Here is a 15,780-nt window from a genome sequence, read left to right on the forward strand (position 1 = left end):
CTCTGGCTCTGGCTCTGGCTCTGGCTCTGGCTCTGGCTCTGGCTCTGGCTCTGGCTCTGGCTCTGGCTCTGGCTCTGGCTCTGGCTCTGGCTCTGGCTCCAGGCTCGCCTCCGGCTCGGGCGACGTCAAGGCCCCGGGGACCTCCCCCGCCGCATCACCAGCACCGAGCGAAGGCAGCTCCGCGCCCTCGGCCATGGCCGGGCGCGACTCATCCTCCTCGGCCCCGTCGACCGAGGCCCCCGCTGCCAACAGCGGATCCTCCAGGGCCGGCAGCTCCAATTCCGTCATCGCCTCGACGGCGGGCTCGGACGGCCCGTGCGAGCCGAACCGGGCATCCCCCGATGAGACAACCGCCTCGCTCGCGGCCGACGCTATCCCGGCAGGCTCGACGACGGGCTTCGGCAGGGGCGGCGGCATCGCCACCGCGCGTTCCGCCGGGGCCTCTGGCCCTGTCGGCACACCGACACGCGGCGCCGGCGCCATCTCCAGCTCGACGGCCAGCGCCTGCAGCGCCGAGCCCGCCGGCCCGACGCCCGGCAGCTCGGCGACCCGCTCGGCAATCAGCGCGCGCGCACGTTCGAGCCAGCGTCTCGAGTCGGGATCGAGCGCGCGTGCCTGCAACCCCTTGAGTCGCAGTTCGAGCGACTTGGTGACCGTGGCGATGGTGTCGATCCCGGCCATCCGCGCACTGCCGGTCAGGGTGTGGAGCGCGCGCAGCAGCGGCTCGTCGACCGCGCGTGACTCGTCCAGCGCGGCGGTGACCTGCTGCAGGTGCTCGGCGGCCTCGGCGCGGAAGATCTCGAGCAGCTCCTCGTCCTCCTCGAGCAGGCTGCCGGCATCGAGCGCGGCAAGCCCCGGGTCGGGCAAGGGCTCGGGCGCCGGCGACGGCGACAACACCCGGGGGTCGTCCGGCGTGACACGCGCCTCGGTCGCGGCGGGCGGCGGCGGGGTCAGCTCCAGCTCGGAGAGATCGAGCGTGGGCAGCTCCAGGTCGGGCAGCTCCAGCTCACCGGCCTCGTCGACTCCGAGCAGCGCGGCCGGGTCCACAGCGCCCTCGCGGCCCACGGCGAGTTCGGAGTCAGGCCCCAGACTTGGCAGCGGCACCGTCTCCGGATCCAGCGAGACGGGCTCGTCACGGTCGATTGCCGAGGCCTCGACGGCGCTCGGCGGCGCCGGGCCGAGGACTGGCCCGGTCTCGCTGGCAGGCGCCGCTGCGGGCGCGAGCAAGCGCTCGGCCGGGGCGATCAGCGACGCGGTGTCGACCACCCGCCCCTCGGCCTCGGCGCCGATCAGCTCGGGCAGCCGTTCGAGCACCGCGGCGATGTGTGCGATCAGCGGCGGCGAGACCGGCAGGGTGCGCTCGAGCACGCGGTTGAGCAGGATCTCGTTGGCCTGGGCGACCTCGGCCACCTGGCGCGCCCCGACCAGCCGGCCACTGCCCTTGAGGGTGTGGAAGCTGCGCCTGAGCGTGGTCAGCGCGTCCCAGTCCTCGTTGGCCTCGGACCAGCGCGCGAACTGGGCCCGCGCCGAGGTCATCTCCTCCTCGGCCTCCTCGAGAAAGATCTCGAGGAACTCCGAGGTGACGGCGCCGATCCCCGCATCGGTCTCGGTCGCCACCGCTGGCGACGGCGCGCCGGGCTCGGGCGACGCGCTCCCGAGGCTCTCCTGCAGCGCGGCGAGCGAGTTGCGGGCGTGCTCGATCAGGTTGTCGCCGAACGGCTGACCGTCCTGCAGATGGGCGATATAGAGCTCGAGCGCGGCGATGGTGTCGGCCAGGTGCTCGAACTCGCGCTCGCCCGGTGTCGGGGCCTGCGCCGTACCCAGCCCGCGCACCAGTGCGGCGACCGACTCGGCGAGTTCGGCGGCGGGCTGCTCGTCGAGGATCCGCAGCGCGCCGGCCACGCCTTCCAGCGATCCGGGCACCGGCGCCAGCGGCGCGAGGTTGTCGCGATCGAGATGACAGGCGGCGATCGCCTCCTTGACCTGGACCAGCTCGTAGCCGGCCTCGCGCAGCGTGGTGCTGGCCAGCTCGCCGAGATCGATCCCCGGCAGGGCGCCCGGCAGCGCCGCGACGCGGCGCTCGGCGCAGGCGCGCAACCGCGACTTGAGCGCGAGCAGGCCGGTGGCCAGGGTCTCGAGTCGTCCGCCCCCGTCGGTGCCGTCGAAGGCCGAGCCGAGTTCACCGGCAAAGCGGCGTAGCTCGGCCACCAGCTCGTCGCCGCCGGGGACCTCCAGACGCTCGGCGAGGCGGCGCAGTCCACTCTCCATCAGCGCCAGCTCGCCGGGATCGGGGCGGCCGCCGCCCAGGGCGAGACGCTCGAAGCGCCCCTCCAGTTCGGGAAAGGTCTCCAACACCTCGGCCGCCGCCGCGGCCAGGGCCTCGTCGCCCGCATCTCCGGGGACGCTCGCGCCCACACCGTAGCGCGCGCGCAGCGACTCCAGATCGGGCAGCCGGGCCGGGTCGAGCGGGGCGAGCGCCGCCAGCAGACGCTCGATCAACGCGATCATCTGCGCCTGCGGCCATTGCGGCGGGCGCTGCACCAGCGGCTTGAGGATCCAGTCGAGGTGACCGAGCAGGGTGCGCTGCTCGGCGCCGGCCTCGAGCCAGCCCTGGCGCAGGGCCTCGGCGAGGTGTTCGGCGAGCCGGAAGACGTCGGCCAGCAGTCCCTCGCCGAGATAACCGTGGAGATGGTGGAAGAGGCGCCCGAGCTGGACCAGCCCGCGCCCGTCGCCACCGGCGCGATACCACTCGACCAGATGACGGTGGAACTGCGGGCGCACCTGACGCAGCGCCTCGGCCAACGCATCGAGCGCCTCGGGCGAGGCCTGCAGCGGATCGCTCGTGCCGCCGAGCGCGGCCACGGCAAGCAGCTCGGTCTGGGTCAGCGGCGGCGTGTCGAGTACCGCGCGCACCTCGTTGATCGCCGGCAGCAGGCTCAGCGGCGAGTCGTCGTGCCCGGCATCGAGACGGTCGAGATGGTCGGCGAGCGCCACCAGGGCGTTGGTCAGGGCGCGCGCGCCGGCCTGCAGCTCGACCAGCTCACCGGCGCCGATGCGCGCGGTGAGACGCGCCAGCTCCTCGGCCAGGCGCGCCGGCGCCGGCAGCTGCAGCGCCAGCAACACACCCTGCACCTGGGCCAGCGCGTCACCGGCCTCGGCGGCATCCTGCGGGGTCTCGGACGCCGCCTGGAGGATCGCCAGATCACGGGCCGGACGCAGGGCCGAGTCGATCTCGCCCTTGACCCAGTTCAAACCACCGATGACCTTCTTCTCTGCCATGGGAGCGCCGCTCCTGCCTGATTCAAGGAAAGGTCGCGGGCGACCGCACGGCGCACGCCCCGCCCCCGCTGCGGATGTCCCGCCGCCTCAGGGCAGGCGGAATCCGGCCACCGAGCGCTGCAGCTCGGTGGCGAGGTTGGCCAGCTGCTCGACCGAGGCCGCGGCGCGCCGGGTGCCGTCGTTGTTCTCCTCGGTGAGCGCGCGGATCGCCTGGACGGTGTCGTTGATCTCCGCGGACTGGCGCGACTGACGCTGCGCCGAGTCGGCGATGCGCTTGGTGAGATCGGCGATGTAGGCCGAGACGTTCTCGATCTCGTGCAGCGCGTCGCCCGCGTTCTCGGCCAGGTTGGCGCCCTCGACCACCCCGGAGGTGCTCGCCTCCATCGAGCTGACCGCCTCGTTGGTGTCGGCCTGGATGGTGCGCACCAGCACCTCGATCTGCTTGGTGGCGTTGCGCGAGCGCTCGGCCAGACGCTGCACCTCGTCGGCGACCACCGCGAAACCGCGACCGGCCTCGCCGGCCATCGCCGCCTGCATCGCGGCGTTGAGCGCGAGGATGTTGGTCTGGTCGGCGATGTCGTCGATCAGCTCGACGATCTCGCCGATCTCCTGCGAGCTCTCGCCGAGACGCTTGATGCGCTTGGCCGTCTCCTGGATCTGGTCGCGGATGGCGTCCATCCCCTGGATGGTATCGCGCACCGTCTGCGCGCCGCGCCCGGCGACCTCGACCGAGCGCGAGGCGACCTCGGCCGATTCGCCGGCATGGCGCGCCACCTCGTCGATCTGCTGGGTGAGCGACTGCACCGCGGTGGAGGCCTGCTGGATCTGCTGCGACTGCGCGGTGCTCGCCTCGGCCAGACGCGTCGAGATGGTGCGACTGTCCTGCGCCGAGCGGTTCACCCGCGAGGCGGTCTCGTTGATGGTGGTGACCAGGGCACGCAAGGCGTCGACGGCATAGTTGATGGCGTCGGCGATCGCCCCGGTCTTGTCCTCGGTGACCGAGGCCTCGACGGTGAGATCACCGTTGGCGAGATTGCCCATCTCGTCGAGCAGGCGCAGGATCGCCTGCTCGTCACGCTCGCTCTGGGCGGTGGAGAGTTCCTCGCGCCGATGCGCCTCGCGCACCGAGTAGAGCGCGAGCAGCGCCAGGCTGAGCAGGGCGGCGCCGGCGGTCGCCAGCACCAGGGTGGCGCCGACCTCCAGGGGGCCCAGCGGGAAACGCAGGGGCGCGGCGCGATAGGCCGCGGCGAGTTCGGCGAGCGCGCGCTCGAGTCGCTCGGCGCCGGCGGCAAGCGCGATCTCGGCATCGAAGGCCGCGCTCGCCGCCCTGGACTGCTCGAACGCGGTCTCGAGTGCAGCGCCGAGCGCGACCGAGACCCGCTGCGCCTCATCGAGCGCGTCGCGCAGCGCCGGCGCCGAGGTCGACTCGGCCAGCGCGCCCAGCGCCGCCTCCAGCGCCTCGCCCTCGCGCGTCAGGCCCTCGCCCACCTGGCGGGTCCGCTCCTCGCCGGCGGGCAGAGCGGCGAGCAGGGCATCGATCCGCGCCAGCCGCGCCGACTGCCGGCCGAGGCGAAACGCCTGCGCCGGTGCGGCCTCGCTCGCCGCGAGACGCTCCCCGGCGCGCGCGAGCGCGGTCTCGGCGCGGACCACCAGCGCGCGCGCCTCGCGTACCGCGCGCTGCGCGGCCAGCGGCGCCTCACCGGCGCCGAGCAGACGTTCGAGTTCGACACGCAACCCGGTCCAGCCGTCGCGCGCCGCGCGCCACGGCTGCTCCAGCCCGACGAGATCGGAGCGCAGCGTCCCGGCCTCGCCGCCGAGCGCCTCGCGCAGCCTGGAGCGGGCCTGACGCAGGCGCTGCTGCGCCGCCTCGTCCCCCTGCAGCAGCGCGGCGCTGTCGGCCGCCAGCCCGGCCACCGTGGTCGCAGCAGTGCTCGCCTGGGTCGAGAGGCGCAGGTGAGCGGCATCGACCCGGTCGAGCCGGAGATAGCCGAGCAGCGCCAGCACCGCGAAGGTCAGCGCCAGCAGCGCCAACGCCAGGGTGATCTGTCGCGACCCACCCAGCCGTCTCTTGCGTGGGTTGAGCGTCTCTCGTTTCGCCATCTGCTACCGACTCCCGGAGATGTGGATCACGCCCGCGCGACTCCGGCGACGGGCACTCGTGAATGGATCGGCCGATCGGCACTCAGCCGAGTGCGGCATTGAACAGGGGATCGGCCAGCAGCCGCTCCAGGCGCAGCACCGCCACCGCCTCGTCGTCGACCCGATAGGCCGTATCGATATAGCGCGCGCTCAACCCCAGCCCATCGGGCAGGGTCTCGACCCGGGCGTCGTGACGGACATGACGCATGCCGAGCGTCTCCGAGACCACCAGCCCGCAGGGCGACTCGACCTGACGCACCACCAGCACCCGGTCGCGGGCGCGACGCCGCCCCGGCGGGACACGGCGCTCGCCGGGCTGCCCTCCCTGGGTCAGCACCGCCAGGTCGCTGATCGGCAGCAGGGTGCCGCGATTGTTGGCGACCCCGAGAAACCAGGGCTGGGTGCCGGGGACGCGGGTGATCTCGACCGGGACCTCGAGCACCTCGGCGATCTGTTCCAAGGGGGTCAGGAACTTCAGGTCTCGCACCCGAAACAGCACCGCCGCCCAACTGTCGGGCGGGGGCGCGTCATGGGGGAGCGCGGTGCGCTGGGCGCGACAGCTGGCGTCGAGCTGACGGATCAGGGCATGCAGCTCGGTCGCGGCGGTAGCGGTCTCGGTCATCCCCTCAACCCTCCAGCGCCACGCGCACCCGGTCAAGCAGGGTCGCGGCGTCGACCGGTTTGATCAGGTAATCGACCGCGCCCTGACGCAGCCCCCAGGTACGATCGGTCTGCTGATCCTTGGTGGTCACCATGATCACCGGGATGTCGGCGGTCTCGGCATCGCGCTGCAACATCCGCGTGGCCTGGAAGCCGTTGAGCACCGGCATCACGACATCCATCAGGATGAGGTCCGGGTGCGAGCGACGCGCGACGGCGATCGCCTCCTCGCCGTTGGTCGCGGTCTCGACCCGGTAGCCCGCCTGGGTGAGGACCTTGGCGAAGATCCGGGTCTCGGTCGGGGAGTCGTCGACCACCAGCACCCTGGCGCCGGGGGTCGGCGGCTGGGTGGTGTCGTCGGCGGTCGCGTCCGTCTTGCGAAAGAAAGGTCTCATGGCTGCGCTCACGAGCCCGACGGGCTCCGTTCGGGGGCGCGACCGAGGTTGTCGCGCACCGCTGCCAATAGTTCCTCTCCGGTGAACGGCTTGGAGAGATAGAGTTGGGCCCCGACCAGCCGGCCCTTGGCGCGATCGAAGAGCCCGTCCTTGCTCGAGAGCATCACCACCGGGGTATGGCGGAGCGCGGCGTTGCCCTTGATCAGGGCGCAGGTGTGATAGCCGTCGAGACGCGGCATCATGATGTCGACGAACACCAGGTCGGGTCTGAAGGAGACGATCTTGCCCAGGGCCTCGAAGCCGTCGGCGGCGACCATGACCTCGCAACCGGCCTTGGCCAGCAGGTTCTCCGCGGTCCGGCGGATGGTCTTGCTGTCATCGATCACCAGGATCTTGGCGCCGGTCAGATCGGCATGGTCCGAAGGATCCGTCACGCTGACGACCTCTCGAGTCGGCACGATTGAAGCGTACACCCGGACGCGCCCCATGGTGACCGTCGACGTCGACGGCGGGGAGCCGCTATCGCACTCGCGGCACCGGAACACGGGCGCGGGGAGGCGCGCAGGAGGGCTCTCGTCGATGACGGCCCAGCCGACTATCGACGCAGCAAGTCTAGCAGCGCTGCGCGCGTCATCGCCAGGCGGCATTTGCCCGCCGGCGCACGAATGTGAGTCCACAGCCTCCAGCCTCCAGCCTCCAGCCTCCAGCCTCCAGCGAGGAAGCTTGGCACCTGTGGCTGGCGACTGGTAGCTAACGACCAGCCCATCACTGGTATCTAGCGGCTGGCGACTGGTAGCTGGTGGCTGGTGGCTGGTGGCTGGTGGCTGCAGTACACTGCCCTCCATGAGCATCGACATCGGCATCGTGATGGACCCGATCGGGTCGATCAACACCAAGAAGGACAGCAGCCTCGCCATGCTGCTGGCGGCGCAGCGGCGTGGCTGGCGCCCCTGGTACATGGAGCTCGGCGACCTCGCGCTCGACGGCGATCGCGCGCTCGGGCGGATGCGCCCGCTGGAGGTCCGCGACGACCCCGCCGACTGGTACACACTCGGCGAGCCCGAGGTCCGTCCGCTCGGCGCGCTCGATGCCCTGTTGATGCGCAAGGACCCGCCGTTCGACATGGAGTACGTGTTCTCGACCTATCTGCTCGAGCACGCCCAGGCCGCCGGCTGTCTGGTGGTCAACGACCCGCGCAGCCTGCGCGACGCCAACGAGAAGCTGTTCACCGCGCGCTTCCCGCAGTGCACCCCGCCGACCCTGGTGACCGCCAGCGCCACCGACATCCGCGCCTTTCTCGGGCACCACGGCGAGATCGTGCTCAAACCGCTCGACGGCATGGGCGGGGCCTCGGTGTTCCGGGTCGGCGCTCACGACCCCAATCTCGGTGTCATCATCGAGACCCTGACCCTGCATGGCCGTCGCTACTGCATGGCACAGCGCTATCTGCCCGAGATCGCCGACGGCGACAAGCGGATCCTGATGGTCGACGGCGAGCCGGTACCCTATTGTCTGGCGCGCATCCCCGCGCCCGGCGAGAGCCGCGGCAATCTCGCCGCCGGGGCCAGCGCCGAGGCGCGGGCACTGAGCGAGCGCGAACGCTGGATCGCCGCCCAGGTCGGCCCCGAGCTGCGCGCGCGCGGCATCCTGTTCGCCGGGCTGGACGTGATCGGCGATCATCTCACCGAGATCAATGTCACCAGCCCCACCTGCATCCGCGAACTCGACGCCGCCCACGGGCTCGATATCGCTGGCGCTTTGATGGATCGCATCGCGGCCCGACTCGACGCCCGGGACTGATCCGGGATCGCGCCCCTCAGGGCCGGCCGCACCAGACCGCCGCAACCCCGAGGAGTGCCCCATGTCGTTCACGCACCCCCTGTCGGTCGTCGTCCGCCCCGCCCTGCTGGCACTACTGCTGCTCGCACTCGGCGGCTGCCGCGAGGCCACGCCGGTGAACACCACCAGGCTGCAGGCCTTCGGCGAATCGCTCGACCTCACCCTGGTCGGGGTCGCGCCCGAGCAGGCCAGACGCGCCCGGGCGGAACTCGCCGAGGATCTCGCCTTCCGCACCCGAGCCTGGAACCCGTGGACGCCGGGCGCCCTGGCCGACCTCAACCGCCGACTGGCCACCGGCGCACCGCTCACCGCGCCACCCTCGGTACTGCCGCTGCTGCGCACCGGGCAGCGGCTCGCCGCACAGAGCGAAGGGCTCTACAATCCCGCCCTCGGCGGGCTGATCACGCTCTGGGGATTCGATCGCGTCCCGCCACGCGCCGCGCCGCCGACCCAGCGGCAGCTCGAGACACTGCTCAACTCGGCACCGCGCATCGACCAGATCGAACTCGACGGCATCGAGATCCGCGCCGCCGCGCCCGGGACCCGGCTCGACTTCGGTCGGCTGGCACCGGCGCTGGCCGTCGACCTGGCGATCGCGCGGCTGCACGAGTTGGGCATCGTCAACGCCCTGATCCAGCGCGACGGCGACTGGCGCGCCAGCGGCGACCGTGGCGGCCAACCCTGGCGGGTGCCGATCCTGCGCGCCGGTGGCTCCGGGGTGCTCGCCATCGTCGCGCTGCGCCGTGACGAGGCGCTGGGCACCGTGGCCGACCACCAGCGCGACTTCATCCACCAGGGCAGGATCTATCATGACGTGCTCGACCCGCGCAGCGGTCGCCCGGCGCGCGCCACTCGTGCGGTCACCGTGCTCCTGCCCGATCTGGCCAGCGCCACCGTGGCCGCCCGCGCGCTCTTCGTCGCCGGTCCAGAGCACTGGCTCGAGGTCGCACAGCGGATGGGGGTGACCGAGGCGCTGCTGATCGATCGCAGCGGCGAGGTCCATGTCACCCAGGCGCTGTGGAGCCGGCTCGAGCGCATCGACCCGGGCGCCCGCATCCACCGCGTCAACCCGATCACCACCGAGGCTGCAACCATCGCCCCATGACCGATCGCCCGACCCCGTCACCGGCCTCGCTGCCGGCAGAATTGCTGACCCCGCCCTCGCCCAAGGGCGACAACCGTACCCTGGCGCTCGCACTCGGCGCCGCCGTCCTGCTGCACCTGGCGGCACTGCTCGCGCTCGCCGCGCGTCCCATGCCAGCGCAGCAGCGCCCGATCCCGGACTCGGCGCTCGAGGTGCTGCTGGTACAGAGCCCGAGCAACACCGATCAGCCTCAGCCCGAGGCCCCCGGCGGGCTGCGCAACCGCAGCGGCGAGTCGATCCACGGCGATGCCGCACACAGCCAGGAAGGCGATGGCGAGACGCCGCCCCCGGGCGCGCTCGCGCCCGTCCCGCCGCCACCCGACACCGAGACGGCGCAGGCCCCCACGCCCCCCGCGCCCCCGCCGACGGCACCCGCCCCGCTCACCGCACTGAGCCTCGAAGGCAGCGACCGCCCAGGCGCCGCGCCCCAGCCACTGCCACCACCACTGCCGCAGCCACCAGCGATCGACGCCGCGCAGATCCTCGCCAGTCGCGATCGCACCGTCGCCCGACTGGCCGCACAACCGGCACCCGGACTCGAGCAACCCGACGGGCTGCGCCGACGCGCGGTGAGCACCAGCACCCGCGAGATCCGCTACGCCAGCTATCTCGCCGCCTGGACGCGCAAGGTCGAGCGCATCGGCAACATCAACTACCCCCAGGCGGCCAAGGAACAGCGCATCTACGGCAGTCTGCTGCTGCACGTCTCGATCCGCGCCGACGGCAGTCTCGTCCAGGTGCGGGTGGTCCGCTCGTCGGGCTACGACCTGCTCGACCAGGCGGCGGTGCGCATCGTCGAGCTGGCTGCGCCCTTCTCGCCCTTCCCGCCGGACATCGCCGCCGAGACCGACGTGCTCGACATCGTCCGCAACTGGCAGTTCATGCGCGGCGACACCCTCGGCTGGGAGCAGTAATCGCGTGAGCGGTGCCATCCATCCAGACCGAAGGGGTACGACTCGGACCATCCGCAGCCACATCAACCGCACCCCTTCGGTCAAGGCGGCGTCGAGCGGCGCATCCTCGCACTTGCCTCGGGTTGCGCCGCACCGGATACTAGGGGCCATGGCCTACAGCTCCTCACTGACCAATCACTTCCTGATCGCGATGCCGGGTCTTCAGGACCCCAACTTTGCGCGTACCGTGACCTATGTCTGCGAGCACACGGAGCAGGGTGCGATGGGCATCGTCATCAATCGCCCGCTGGAAGTGACCCTCGGCGAGCTGCTCGCGCAGCTCGAGATCCCTACCGACGACGCCGAGCTGCAGGCGAGCCCGGTCTATCAGGGCGGACCGGTGCAGACCGACCGCGGCTTCGTGTTGCACGCAGCCGGACCGACCTACGACTCGACCCTCGGCATCACCGAGGAGATCAGCGTCACCACCTCGCGTGACGTGCTCGAGGCGATCGCCCGCGGCGACGGACCGGAACGCAGCCTGGTGGCCCTCGGCTACGCCGGCTGGGGCGCCGGTCAGCTCGAACAGGAGATGAGCGCCAACGCCTGGCTCAACGGCCCGGCGAGCGACGACATCATCTTCCACATGGATACCGGCGAGCGCTGGCTGGCCGCGGCGCAGCTGCTCGGGGTCGATCTCAACCTGCTCAGCGGCGAAGCCGGCCACGCCTGAGCGCGCGGCGAGCGCGATCTGGAGCACCCATGGCAACCCTGCTCGGCTTCGACTTCGGGACGCGCAAGATCGGCATCGCCGTCGGTCAGACGGTGACCCGTTCGGCGACCCCGCTGACCACCCTGCGCAACCGCCAGGAAAAACCCGACTGGCCTCGTATCGAGTCGCTGATTCGCGAGTGGCAGCCGACGGCGCTGGTGGTCGGTCTACCCTTCAACATGGACGACACCGAGGTCGACTGGTCGGGACGGGTGCACCGCTTCGCCCGTCAGCTCAATGGCCGCTTCGGGCTCGAGGTCCATCTGATCGACGAGCGCCTGACCTCGCTCGAGGCCCAACGGCTGATCGCAGAAGGACCCGCAACAGCCAAATCGACAACGCCGGACGCCGTCGATGCATTCGCGGCGGCCCTCATCCTGGAAACCTGGCTCTGTGAGCAACACCAACATCTGGAAGGACGCCGCGCAGATCGATGAGGCCATCGCCCGCATGGCCGACGATCTCGCCGACCTGCTCAAGCGACGCGCGATCGACGACGCGCTGATGATCGGCATCCACACCGGCGGCGTGTGGGTCGCCGATCGGCTGCACGCCCGTCTCGGACTCGAGGCCCCGCTCGGTCATCTCGACATCTCCTTCTATCGCGACGACTTCACCCGCATCGGCCTGCACCCCCAGGTCCATCCCTCCTACCTGCCGGTGGGGGTCGACGACCGTCACCTGATCCTGGTCGACGACGTGCTGCAGAGCGGGCGCACCATCCGCGCCGCGCTCAACGTGCTGTTCGACTACGGTCGTCCGGCCTCGGTGACCCTCGCCACCCTCGCCGAGCGCGAGGCCGAGCGCGAGCTGCCGATCGCCGCCGACGTCGTCGGTCTGCGCGCCCAGCTCGACCCCGACACCCAGATCAAGCTCAGCGGTCCCGAGCCGCTGGTGATGCTGCTCGGGCACACCCCGGACAGCGACGATCAGGGGGCGCAGGCATGAGCGCACTGACCCCTCAGCTCCACGCCAACGGCAAGCTCCGCCACTTCCTCACCCTCGAGGGACTGGATGCTGCGCTGCTGCACGAGATCATCGACCGCGCCAGCGGCTTCCTCGGCGTCTCCGACCAGGCGGTGAAGAAGGTCCCGCTGTGTCGCGGCAAGGTCATCGCCAACCTCTTCTTCGAGACCAGCACGCGCACCCGCACCACCTTCGAGCTGGCCGCCAAGCGGCTCTCGGCCGACGTGCTCAACCTCAACATCTCCACCTCGGCGACCGCCAAGGGCGAGACCCTGCTCGACACCCTGCGCAACCTCGAGGCGATGCACGTCGACATGTTCGTGGTGCGTCACGCCACCAGCGGCGCGGCGCACTTCATCGCCGATCACGCCGCACCACACGTCAGCGTGGTCAACGCCGGTGACGGGCGTCACGCCCACCCCACCCAGGCGATGCTCGACATGCTCACCATCCATCGCCACAAGGCCGATTTCAGCCAGCTGCGGGTGGCGATCATCGGCGACATCCTGCACTCGCGGGTGGCGCGCTCGCAGATCATCGCCCTGCACACCCTTGGCGTCCCCGAGGTGCGGGTGATCGGTCCGCGCACCCTGATCCCGGCCCAGGCCGAGGAGGCGCTCGGGGTGCGGGTGTGCCACGACCTGCGCGAGGGACTGCGTGACGTCGACGTGGTGATCATGCTGCGGCTGCAGCGCGAGCGCATGAGCAGCGCCCTGCTGCCGAGCGAGCACGAGTACTTCCGGCTCTACGGCCTGACCGAGGAGCGTCTCGCCGTCGCCCACCCCGAGGCGATCGTGATGCACCCCGGCCCGATCAACCGCGGGGTCGAGATGGACTCCCAGGTCGCCGACGGCGAGCGCTCGGTGATCCTCGAGCAGGTCAGCAACGGCATCGCCGTGCGCATGGCGGTGATGTCGATGTGTCTCGGCAACCAGAACCTGCAGCATTCCCAGAGCGCCGGAGCCACCGATGGCCAGTAGTCCCAAGATCACCATTCGCAACGGTCGGCTGATCGACCCGGCCTCCGGCATCGACAGCCAGACCGACCTGCACATCGCCGAGGGCCGGGTCGCCGCCATCGGCGCCGCGCCCTCCGGTTTCCAGCCCGACCGCACGCTCGACGCCAGCGGCAGGCTGGTGCTGCCCGGCCTGGTCGACCTCTCGGCGCGGCTGCGCGAGCCCGGTCACGAGCACAAGGCGACCATCGCCAGCGAGACCCGCGCCGCCGCCGCCTCGGGGATCACCACCCTGTGCTGTCCGCCCGACACCCAGCCGGTGATCGATACCCCGGCGGTGGCGCAGCTCATCCAGCAGACGGCCAACCGCAACGGCTATGCCCGGGTGCTGCCGATCGGCGCACTGACCCGCGGGCTCAAGGGCGAGACCCTGGCCGAGATGGCCGCGCTCAAGCGCGCCGGCTGCCCGGCGCTCGGCGAGGCCGAGCGCCCGATCCGCAGCACCCACGTGCTGCGGCGCGCGCTCGAGTACGCCGCCTCCTTCGCCATGCCGGTGTTCCTCCACCCGCTCGACCCCGAGTTGAGTGCCGGTGGCTGCGCCCACGAGGGCCGCATCAGCGCCCGACTCGGCCTGCCCGCCATCCCCGAGGCCGCCGAGACCCTGGCCGTCGCCCGCGGTCTGGCGCTGGCCGAGCAGACCGGCGCACGCATCCACTTCCGCGGTCTGTCGACGGCGCGTGCCGTGGCCCTGCTGTCCGAGGCGCGGCGCCGCGGCGTGCGCGCCAGCGGTGATGTCAGCATCCACCAGCTGTTCCTCACCGAGGACGACCTCGCCGGGCTCGACGCCAACTGTCATCTGCTGCCGCCGCTGCGCACCCTGGCCGATCGCGAAGCGCTGCGTGCGGCCGTGGTCAACGGCGACCTCGAGGCGGTCTGCTCCGACCACCAGCCCCACGACGCCGACGCCAAGCTCGCCCCCTTCCCCGAGACCGATCCCGGGATCGCCGCGCTCGAGACCCTGCTGCCGCTCGCGCTGCGACTGGTCGAGGAGGGCGTGATCGGGCTGCCCGAGATGATCGCCCGGCTCACCACGGGACCGGCCGGGGTCGTCGACCAGCCCTATGGCCGACTCGGCATCGGCGAGATCGCCGACGTCTGCGTGCTCGACCCCGAGGCGCGCTGGACGCTGACGCCCGAGACCCTGCTCGGTCGCGCCGGCAACACCCCCTTCATCGGGACCGAGATGCACGGACGCGTGAGCTGGACCCTGCTCGGCGGGCGCGTCGTCTTCGAGCGCGTCGAGCAGGACTGAGCCCGCGCCCCACCGTGGCGCCGCCCTGCTCGGCGGCGCCACGGATGGACCCGGGCACCATCGACAACCGGACGGAGACCGCCGCCGTGGACATCGCCGAACTCCTCGCCTTCAGCGTCAAGAACAACGCCTCCGACCTCCACCTCTCGGCCGGTCTGCCGCCGATGATCCGGGTCGACGGCGACATGCGTCGGATCAACGTCCCGGCGCTCGACCATCGCGCCGTGCACTCGCTTGTCTACGACATCATGAACGACAAGCAGCGCAAGGATTACGAGGAGTTCCTCGAGACCGACTTCTCCTTCGAGATCCCCGGGGTGGCGCGCTTTCGTGTCAACGCCTTCAACCAGAAGCGCGGTGCCGGCGCGGTGTTCCGCACCATCCCTTCCAAGGTCCTCACCCTCGAGGACCTCCACGCCCCGGCGATCTTCAAGGAGATCGTCAACGTGCCGCGCGGCCTGGTGCTGGTCACCGGCCCCACCGGGTCGGGTAAGTCGACCACGCTGGCGGCGATGATCGACCACCTCAACGACAACGACTACGCCCACATCCTCACCATCGAGGACCCGATCGAGTTCGTCCACGCCAGCAAGAAGTGTCTGGTCAACCAGCGCGAGGTCCATCGCGACACCCTCGGCTTCAGCGAGGCGCTGCGCTCGGCGCTGCGTCAGGACCCGGACATCATCCTGGTCGGCGAGCTGCGCGACCTCGAGACCATCCGTCTCGCACTCACCGCCGCCGAGACCGGTCACCTGGTGTTCGGCACCCTGCACACCACCTCGGCGGCCAAGACCATCGACCGCATCATCGACGTCTTCCCCGCCGCCGAGAAGGAGATGGTGCGCGCGATGCTCTCGGAGTCGCTGCGCGCGGTCATCGCCCAGACCCTGCTCAAGAAGATCGGCGGCGGCCGGGTGGCGGCGCACGAGATCATGATCGGCACCCCGGCGATCCGCAACCTCATCCGCGAGGCCAAGGTCGCGCAGATGTACTCGGCGATCCAGACCGGCCAGGCCCACGGCATGCAGACCCTGGATCAGAACCTCAAGGAACTGGTGCAGCGCGGCGTGATCAGCCGCAAGGACGCCACCCAGAAGGCGCAGAACAAGGACAGCTTCATGTAAGCGGCCGGGGGATTATTGAACCGCGAAGACACCAAGGTCGCTAAGGGTTTGGAGCGAGCTGCTCAAAGGCGACTGCGGCTGAAACTAGAGGCCGAAAAGCGCGCACACCGCTCGCCCCCTTCATCCTTGCGATCCCTTCGCGCCCTTCGCGTCTTGGCGGTTCATTCTCTCTAAGGTAGTGCCCTGACTGATAGGATTTTGAATCGCTCGATGTTTTTGAGCTTTCCCGCAATGAATCACACGCACATCGTAGCGTTGTAGTGATGAATGAAGTTCCAGAGTGCACCCAGATGGTTTTCCT

At 70.9% G+C, this 15,780-nt stretch carries 15 protein-coding genes; 9 read left to right on the forward strand and 6 right to left on the reverse strand.

Going from position 1 to position 15,780, the window contains the following annotated elements; translation table 11 throughout:
• The 5 genes from EBL84_RS16330 to EBL84_RS16350 form a co-directional block, all read right to left on the reverse strand.
• A partial coding sequence (locus tag EBL84_RS16330; protein WP_190287991.1) for an Hpt domain-containing protein occupies nt 1-3,279 on the reverse strand: 3,279 nt, incomplete at its 3' end.
• Nucleotides 3,280-3,366: 87 nt separating this feature from the next.
• A complete protein-coding gene (locus EBL84_RS16335) occupies nt 3,367-5,379 on the reverse strand; it encodes a methyl-accepting chemotaxis protein (RefSeq protein ID WP_123141762.1) in 2,013 nt (670 codons plus the stop codon).
• An 82-nt stretch (nt 5,380-5,461) separates the two neighbouring features.
• Nucleotides 5,462-6,040, reverse strand: coding sequence for a chemotaxis protein CheW (locus tag EBL84_RS16340; protein ID WP_123141763.1), 579 nt, complete (start codon nt 6,038-6,040; stop codon nt 5,462-5,464).
• 4 nt (nt 6,041-6,044) lie between these two features.
• Complete coding sequence (locus EBL84_RS16345; RefSeq protein ID WP_223806174.1) at nt 6,045-6,473, reverse strand: PleD family two-component system response regulator; 429 nt, start codon at nt 6,471-6,473, stop codon at nt 6,045-6,047.
• Nucleotides 6,474-6,481: 8 nt separating this feature from the next.
• Nucleotides 6,482-6,907 carry a PleD family two-component system response regulator gene (locus EBL84_RS16350; protein ID WP_062276543.1) on the reverse strand — a complete coding sequence of 142 codons (426 nt, stop codon included), beginning with the start codon at nt 6,905-6,907 and terminating at the stop codon, nt 6,482-6,484.
• Between the two features lie 409 nt (nt 6,908-7,316).
• On the opposite strand from EBL84_RS16350, the gene gshB reads away from it, so the two are divergent.
• From gshB to EBL84_RS16395, 9 genes are all read left to right on the forward strand, one after another.
• Nucleotides 7,317-8,273, forward strand: coding sequence for a glutathione synthase (gene gshB, locus EBL84_RS16355; RefSeq protein WP_123141764.1), 957 nt, complete (start codon nt 7,317-7,319; stop codon nt 8,271-8,273).
• Nucleotides 8,274-8,334: 61 nt separating this feature from the next.
• Entirely contained in the window at nt 8,335-9,417 is a 1,083-nt protein-coding gene (locus EBL84_RS16360; protein WP_123141765.1) for an FAD:protein FMN transferase, read from the forward strand.
• On the forward strand, nt 9,414-10,370 hold the full coding sequence (locus tag EBL84_RS16365; protein ID WP_123141766.1) for an energy transducer TonB: 957 nt from the start codon (nt 9,414-9,416) through the stop codon (nt 10,368-10,370). The genes EBL84_RS16360 and EBL84_RS16365 overlap by 4 nt, the downstream gene beginning before the upstream one ends.
• A 148-nt stretch (nt 10,371-10,518) precedes the next feature.
• A complete protein-coding gene (locus EBL84_RS16370) occupies nt 10,519-11,082 on the forward strand; it encodes a YqgE/AlgH family protein (RefSeq protein ID WP_123141767.1) in 564 nt (187 codons plus the stop codon).
• Nucleotides 11,083-11,111: 29 nt separating this feature from the next.
• A complete protein-coding gene (gene ruvX / locus EBL84_RS16375; RefSeq protein ID WP_123141768.1) occupies nt 11,112-11,558 on the forward strand; it encodes a Holliday junction resolvase RuvX in 447 nt (148 codons plus the stop codon).
• Nucleotides 11,515-12,069, forward strand: coding sequence for a bifunctional pyr operon transcriptional regulator/uracil phosphoribosyltransferase PyrR (pyrR, locus tag EBL84_RS16380; protein ID WP_123141769.1), 555 nt, complete (start codon nt 11,515-11,517; stop codon nt 12,067-12,069). Before ruvX ends, pyrR begins: the two co-directional genes overlap by 44 nt.
• Complete coding sequence (locus EBL84_RS16385; protein ID WP_005223002.1) at nt 12,066-13,067, forward strand: aspartate carbamoyltransferase catalytic subunit; 1,002 nt, start codon at nt 12,066-12,068, stop codon at nt 13,065-13,067. The genes pyrR and EBL84_RS16385 overlap by 4 nt, the downstream gene beginning before the upstream one ends.
• Nucleotides 13,057-14,355: a dihydroorotase gene (locus EBL84_RS16390; RefSeq protein WP_123141770.1), complete on the forward strand. Its 1,299-nt coding sequence runs from the start codon at nt 13,057-13,059 to the stop codon at nt 14,353-14,355. The genes EBL84_RS16385 and EBL84_RS16390 overlap by 11 nt, the downstream gene beginning before the upstream one ends.
• 86 nt (nt 14,356-14,441) lie before the next feature.
• Nucleotides 14,442-15,479 (forward strand): type IV pilus twitching motility protein PilT, encoded by a 1,038-nt coding sequence (locus EBL84_RS16395; protein ID WP_123141771.1) that lies wholly within the window; start codon nt 14,442-14,444, stop codon nt 15,477-15,479.
• A gap of 120 nt (nt 15,480-15,599) precedes the next feature.
• Here EBL84_RS16395 and EBL84_RS17425 read toward each other — a convergent pair.
• Nucleotides 15,600-15,780: hypothetical protein (locus EBL84_RS17425; RefSeq protein ID WP_223807047.1), on the reverse strand; the 181-nt coding region annotated here is incomplete at its 5' end.

The sequence above is a fragment of the Marichromatium sp. AB31 genome (assembly GCF_003718685.1).
Classification (GTDB): domain Bacteria; phylum Pseudomonadota; class Gammaproteobacteria; order Chromatiales; family Chromatiaceae; genus Marichromatium; species Marichromatium gracile.

Bases quoted from the DNA above. Each gene is read 5' to 3' on its own strand.
- EBL84_RS16335 (WP_123141762.1), bottom strand. From the start codon at position 5,379: ATGGCGAAACGAGAGACGCTCAACCCACGCAAGAGACGGCTGGGTGGG.
- EBL84_RS16360 (WP_123141765.1), top strand. From the start codon at position 8,335: ATGTCGTTCACGCACCCCCTGTCGGTCGTCGTCCGCCCCGCCCTGCTG.
- EBL84_RS16365 (WP_123141766.1), top strand. From the start codon at position 9,414: ATGACCGATCGCCCGACCCCGTCACCGGCCTCGCTGCCGGCAGAATTG.
- EBL84_RS16390 (WP_123141770.1), top strand. From the start codon at position 13,057: ATGGCCAGTAGTCCCAAGATCACCATTCGCAACGGTCGGCTGATCGAC.
- EBL84_RS16370 (WP_123141767.1), top strand. From the start codon at position 10,519: ATGGCCTACAGCTCCTCACTGACCAATCACTTCCTGATCGCGATGCCG.
- gshB (WP_123141764.1), top strand. From the start codon at position 7,317: ATGAGCATCGACATCGGCATCGTGATGGACCCGATCGGGTCGATCAAC.
- ruvX (WP_123141768.1), top strand. From the start codon at position 11,112: ATGGCAACCCTGCTCGGCTTCGACTTCGGGACGCGCAAGATCGGCATC.
- EBL84_RS16385 (WP_005223002.1), top strand. From the start codon at position 12,066: ATGAGCGCACTGACCCCTCAGCTCCACGCCAACGGCAAGCTCCGCCAC.
- EBL84_RS16345 (WP_223806174.1), bottom strand. From the start codon at position 6,473: ATGAGACCTTTCTTTCGCAAGACGGACGCGACCGCCGACGACACCACC.
- EBL84_RS16340 (WP_123141763.1), bottom strand. From the start codon at position 6,040: ATGACCGAGACCGCTACCGCCGCGACCGAGCTGCATGCCCTGATCCGT.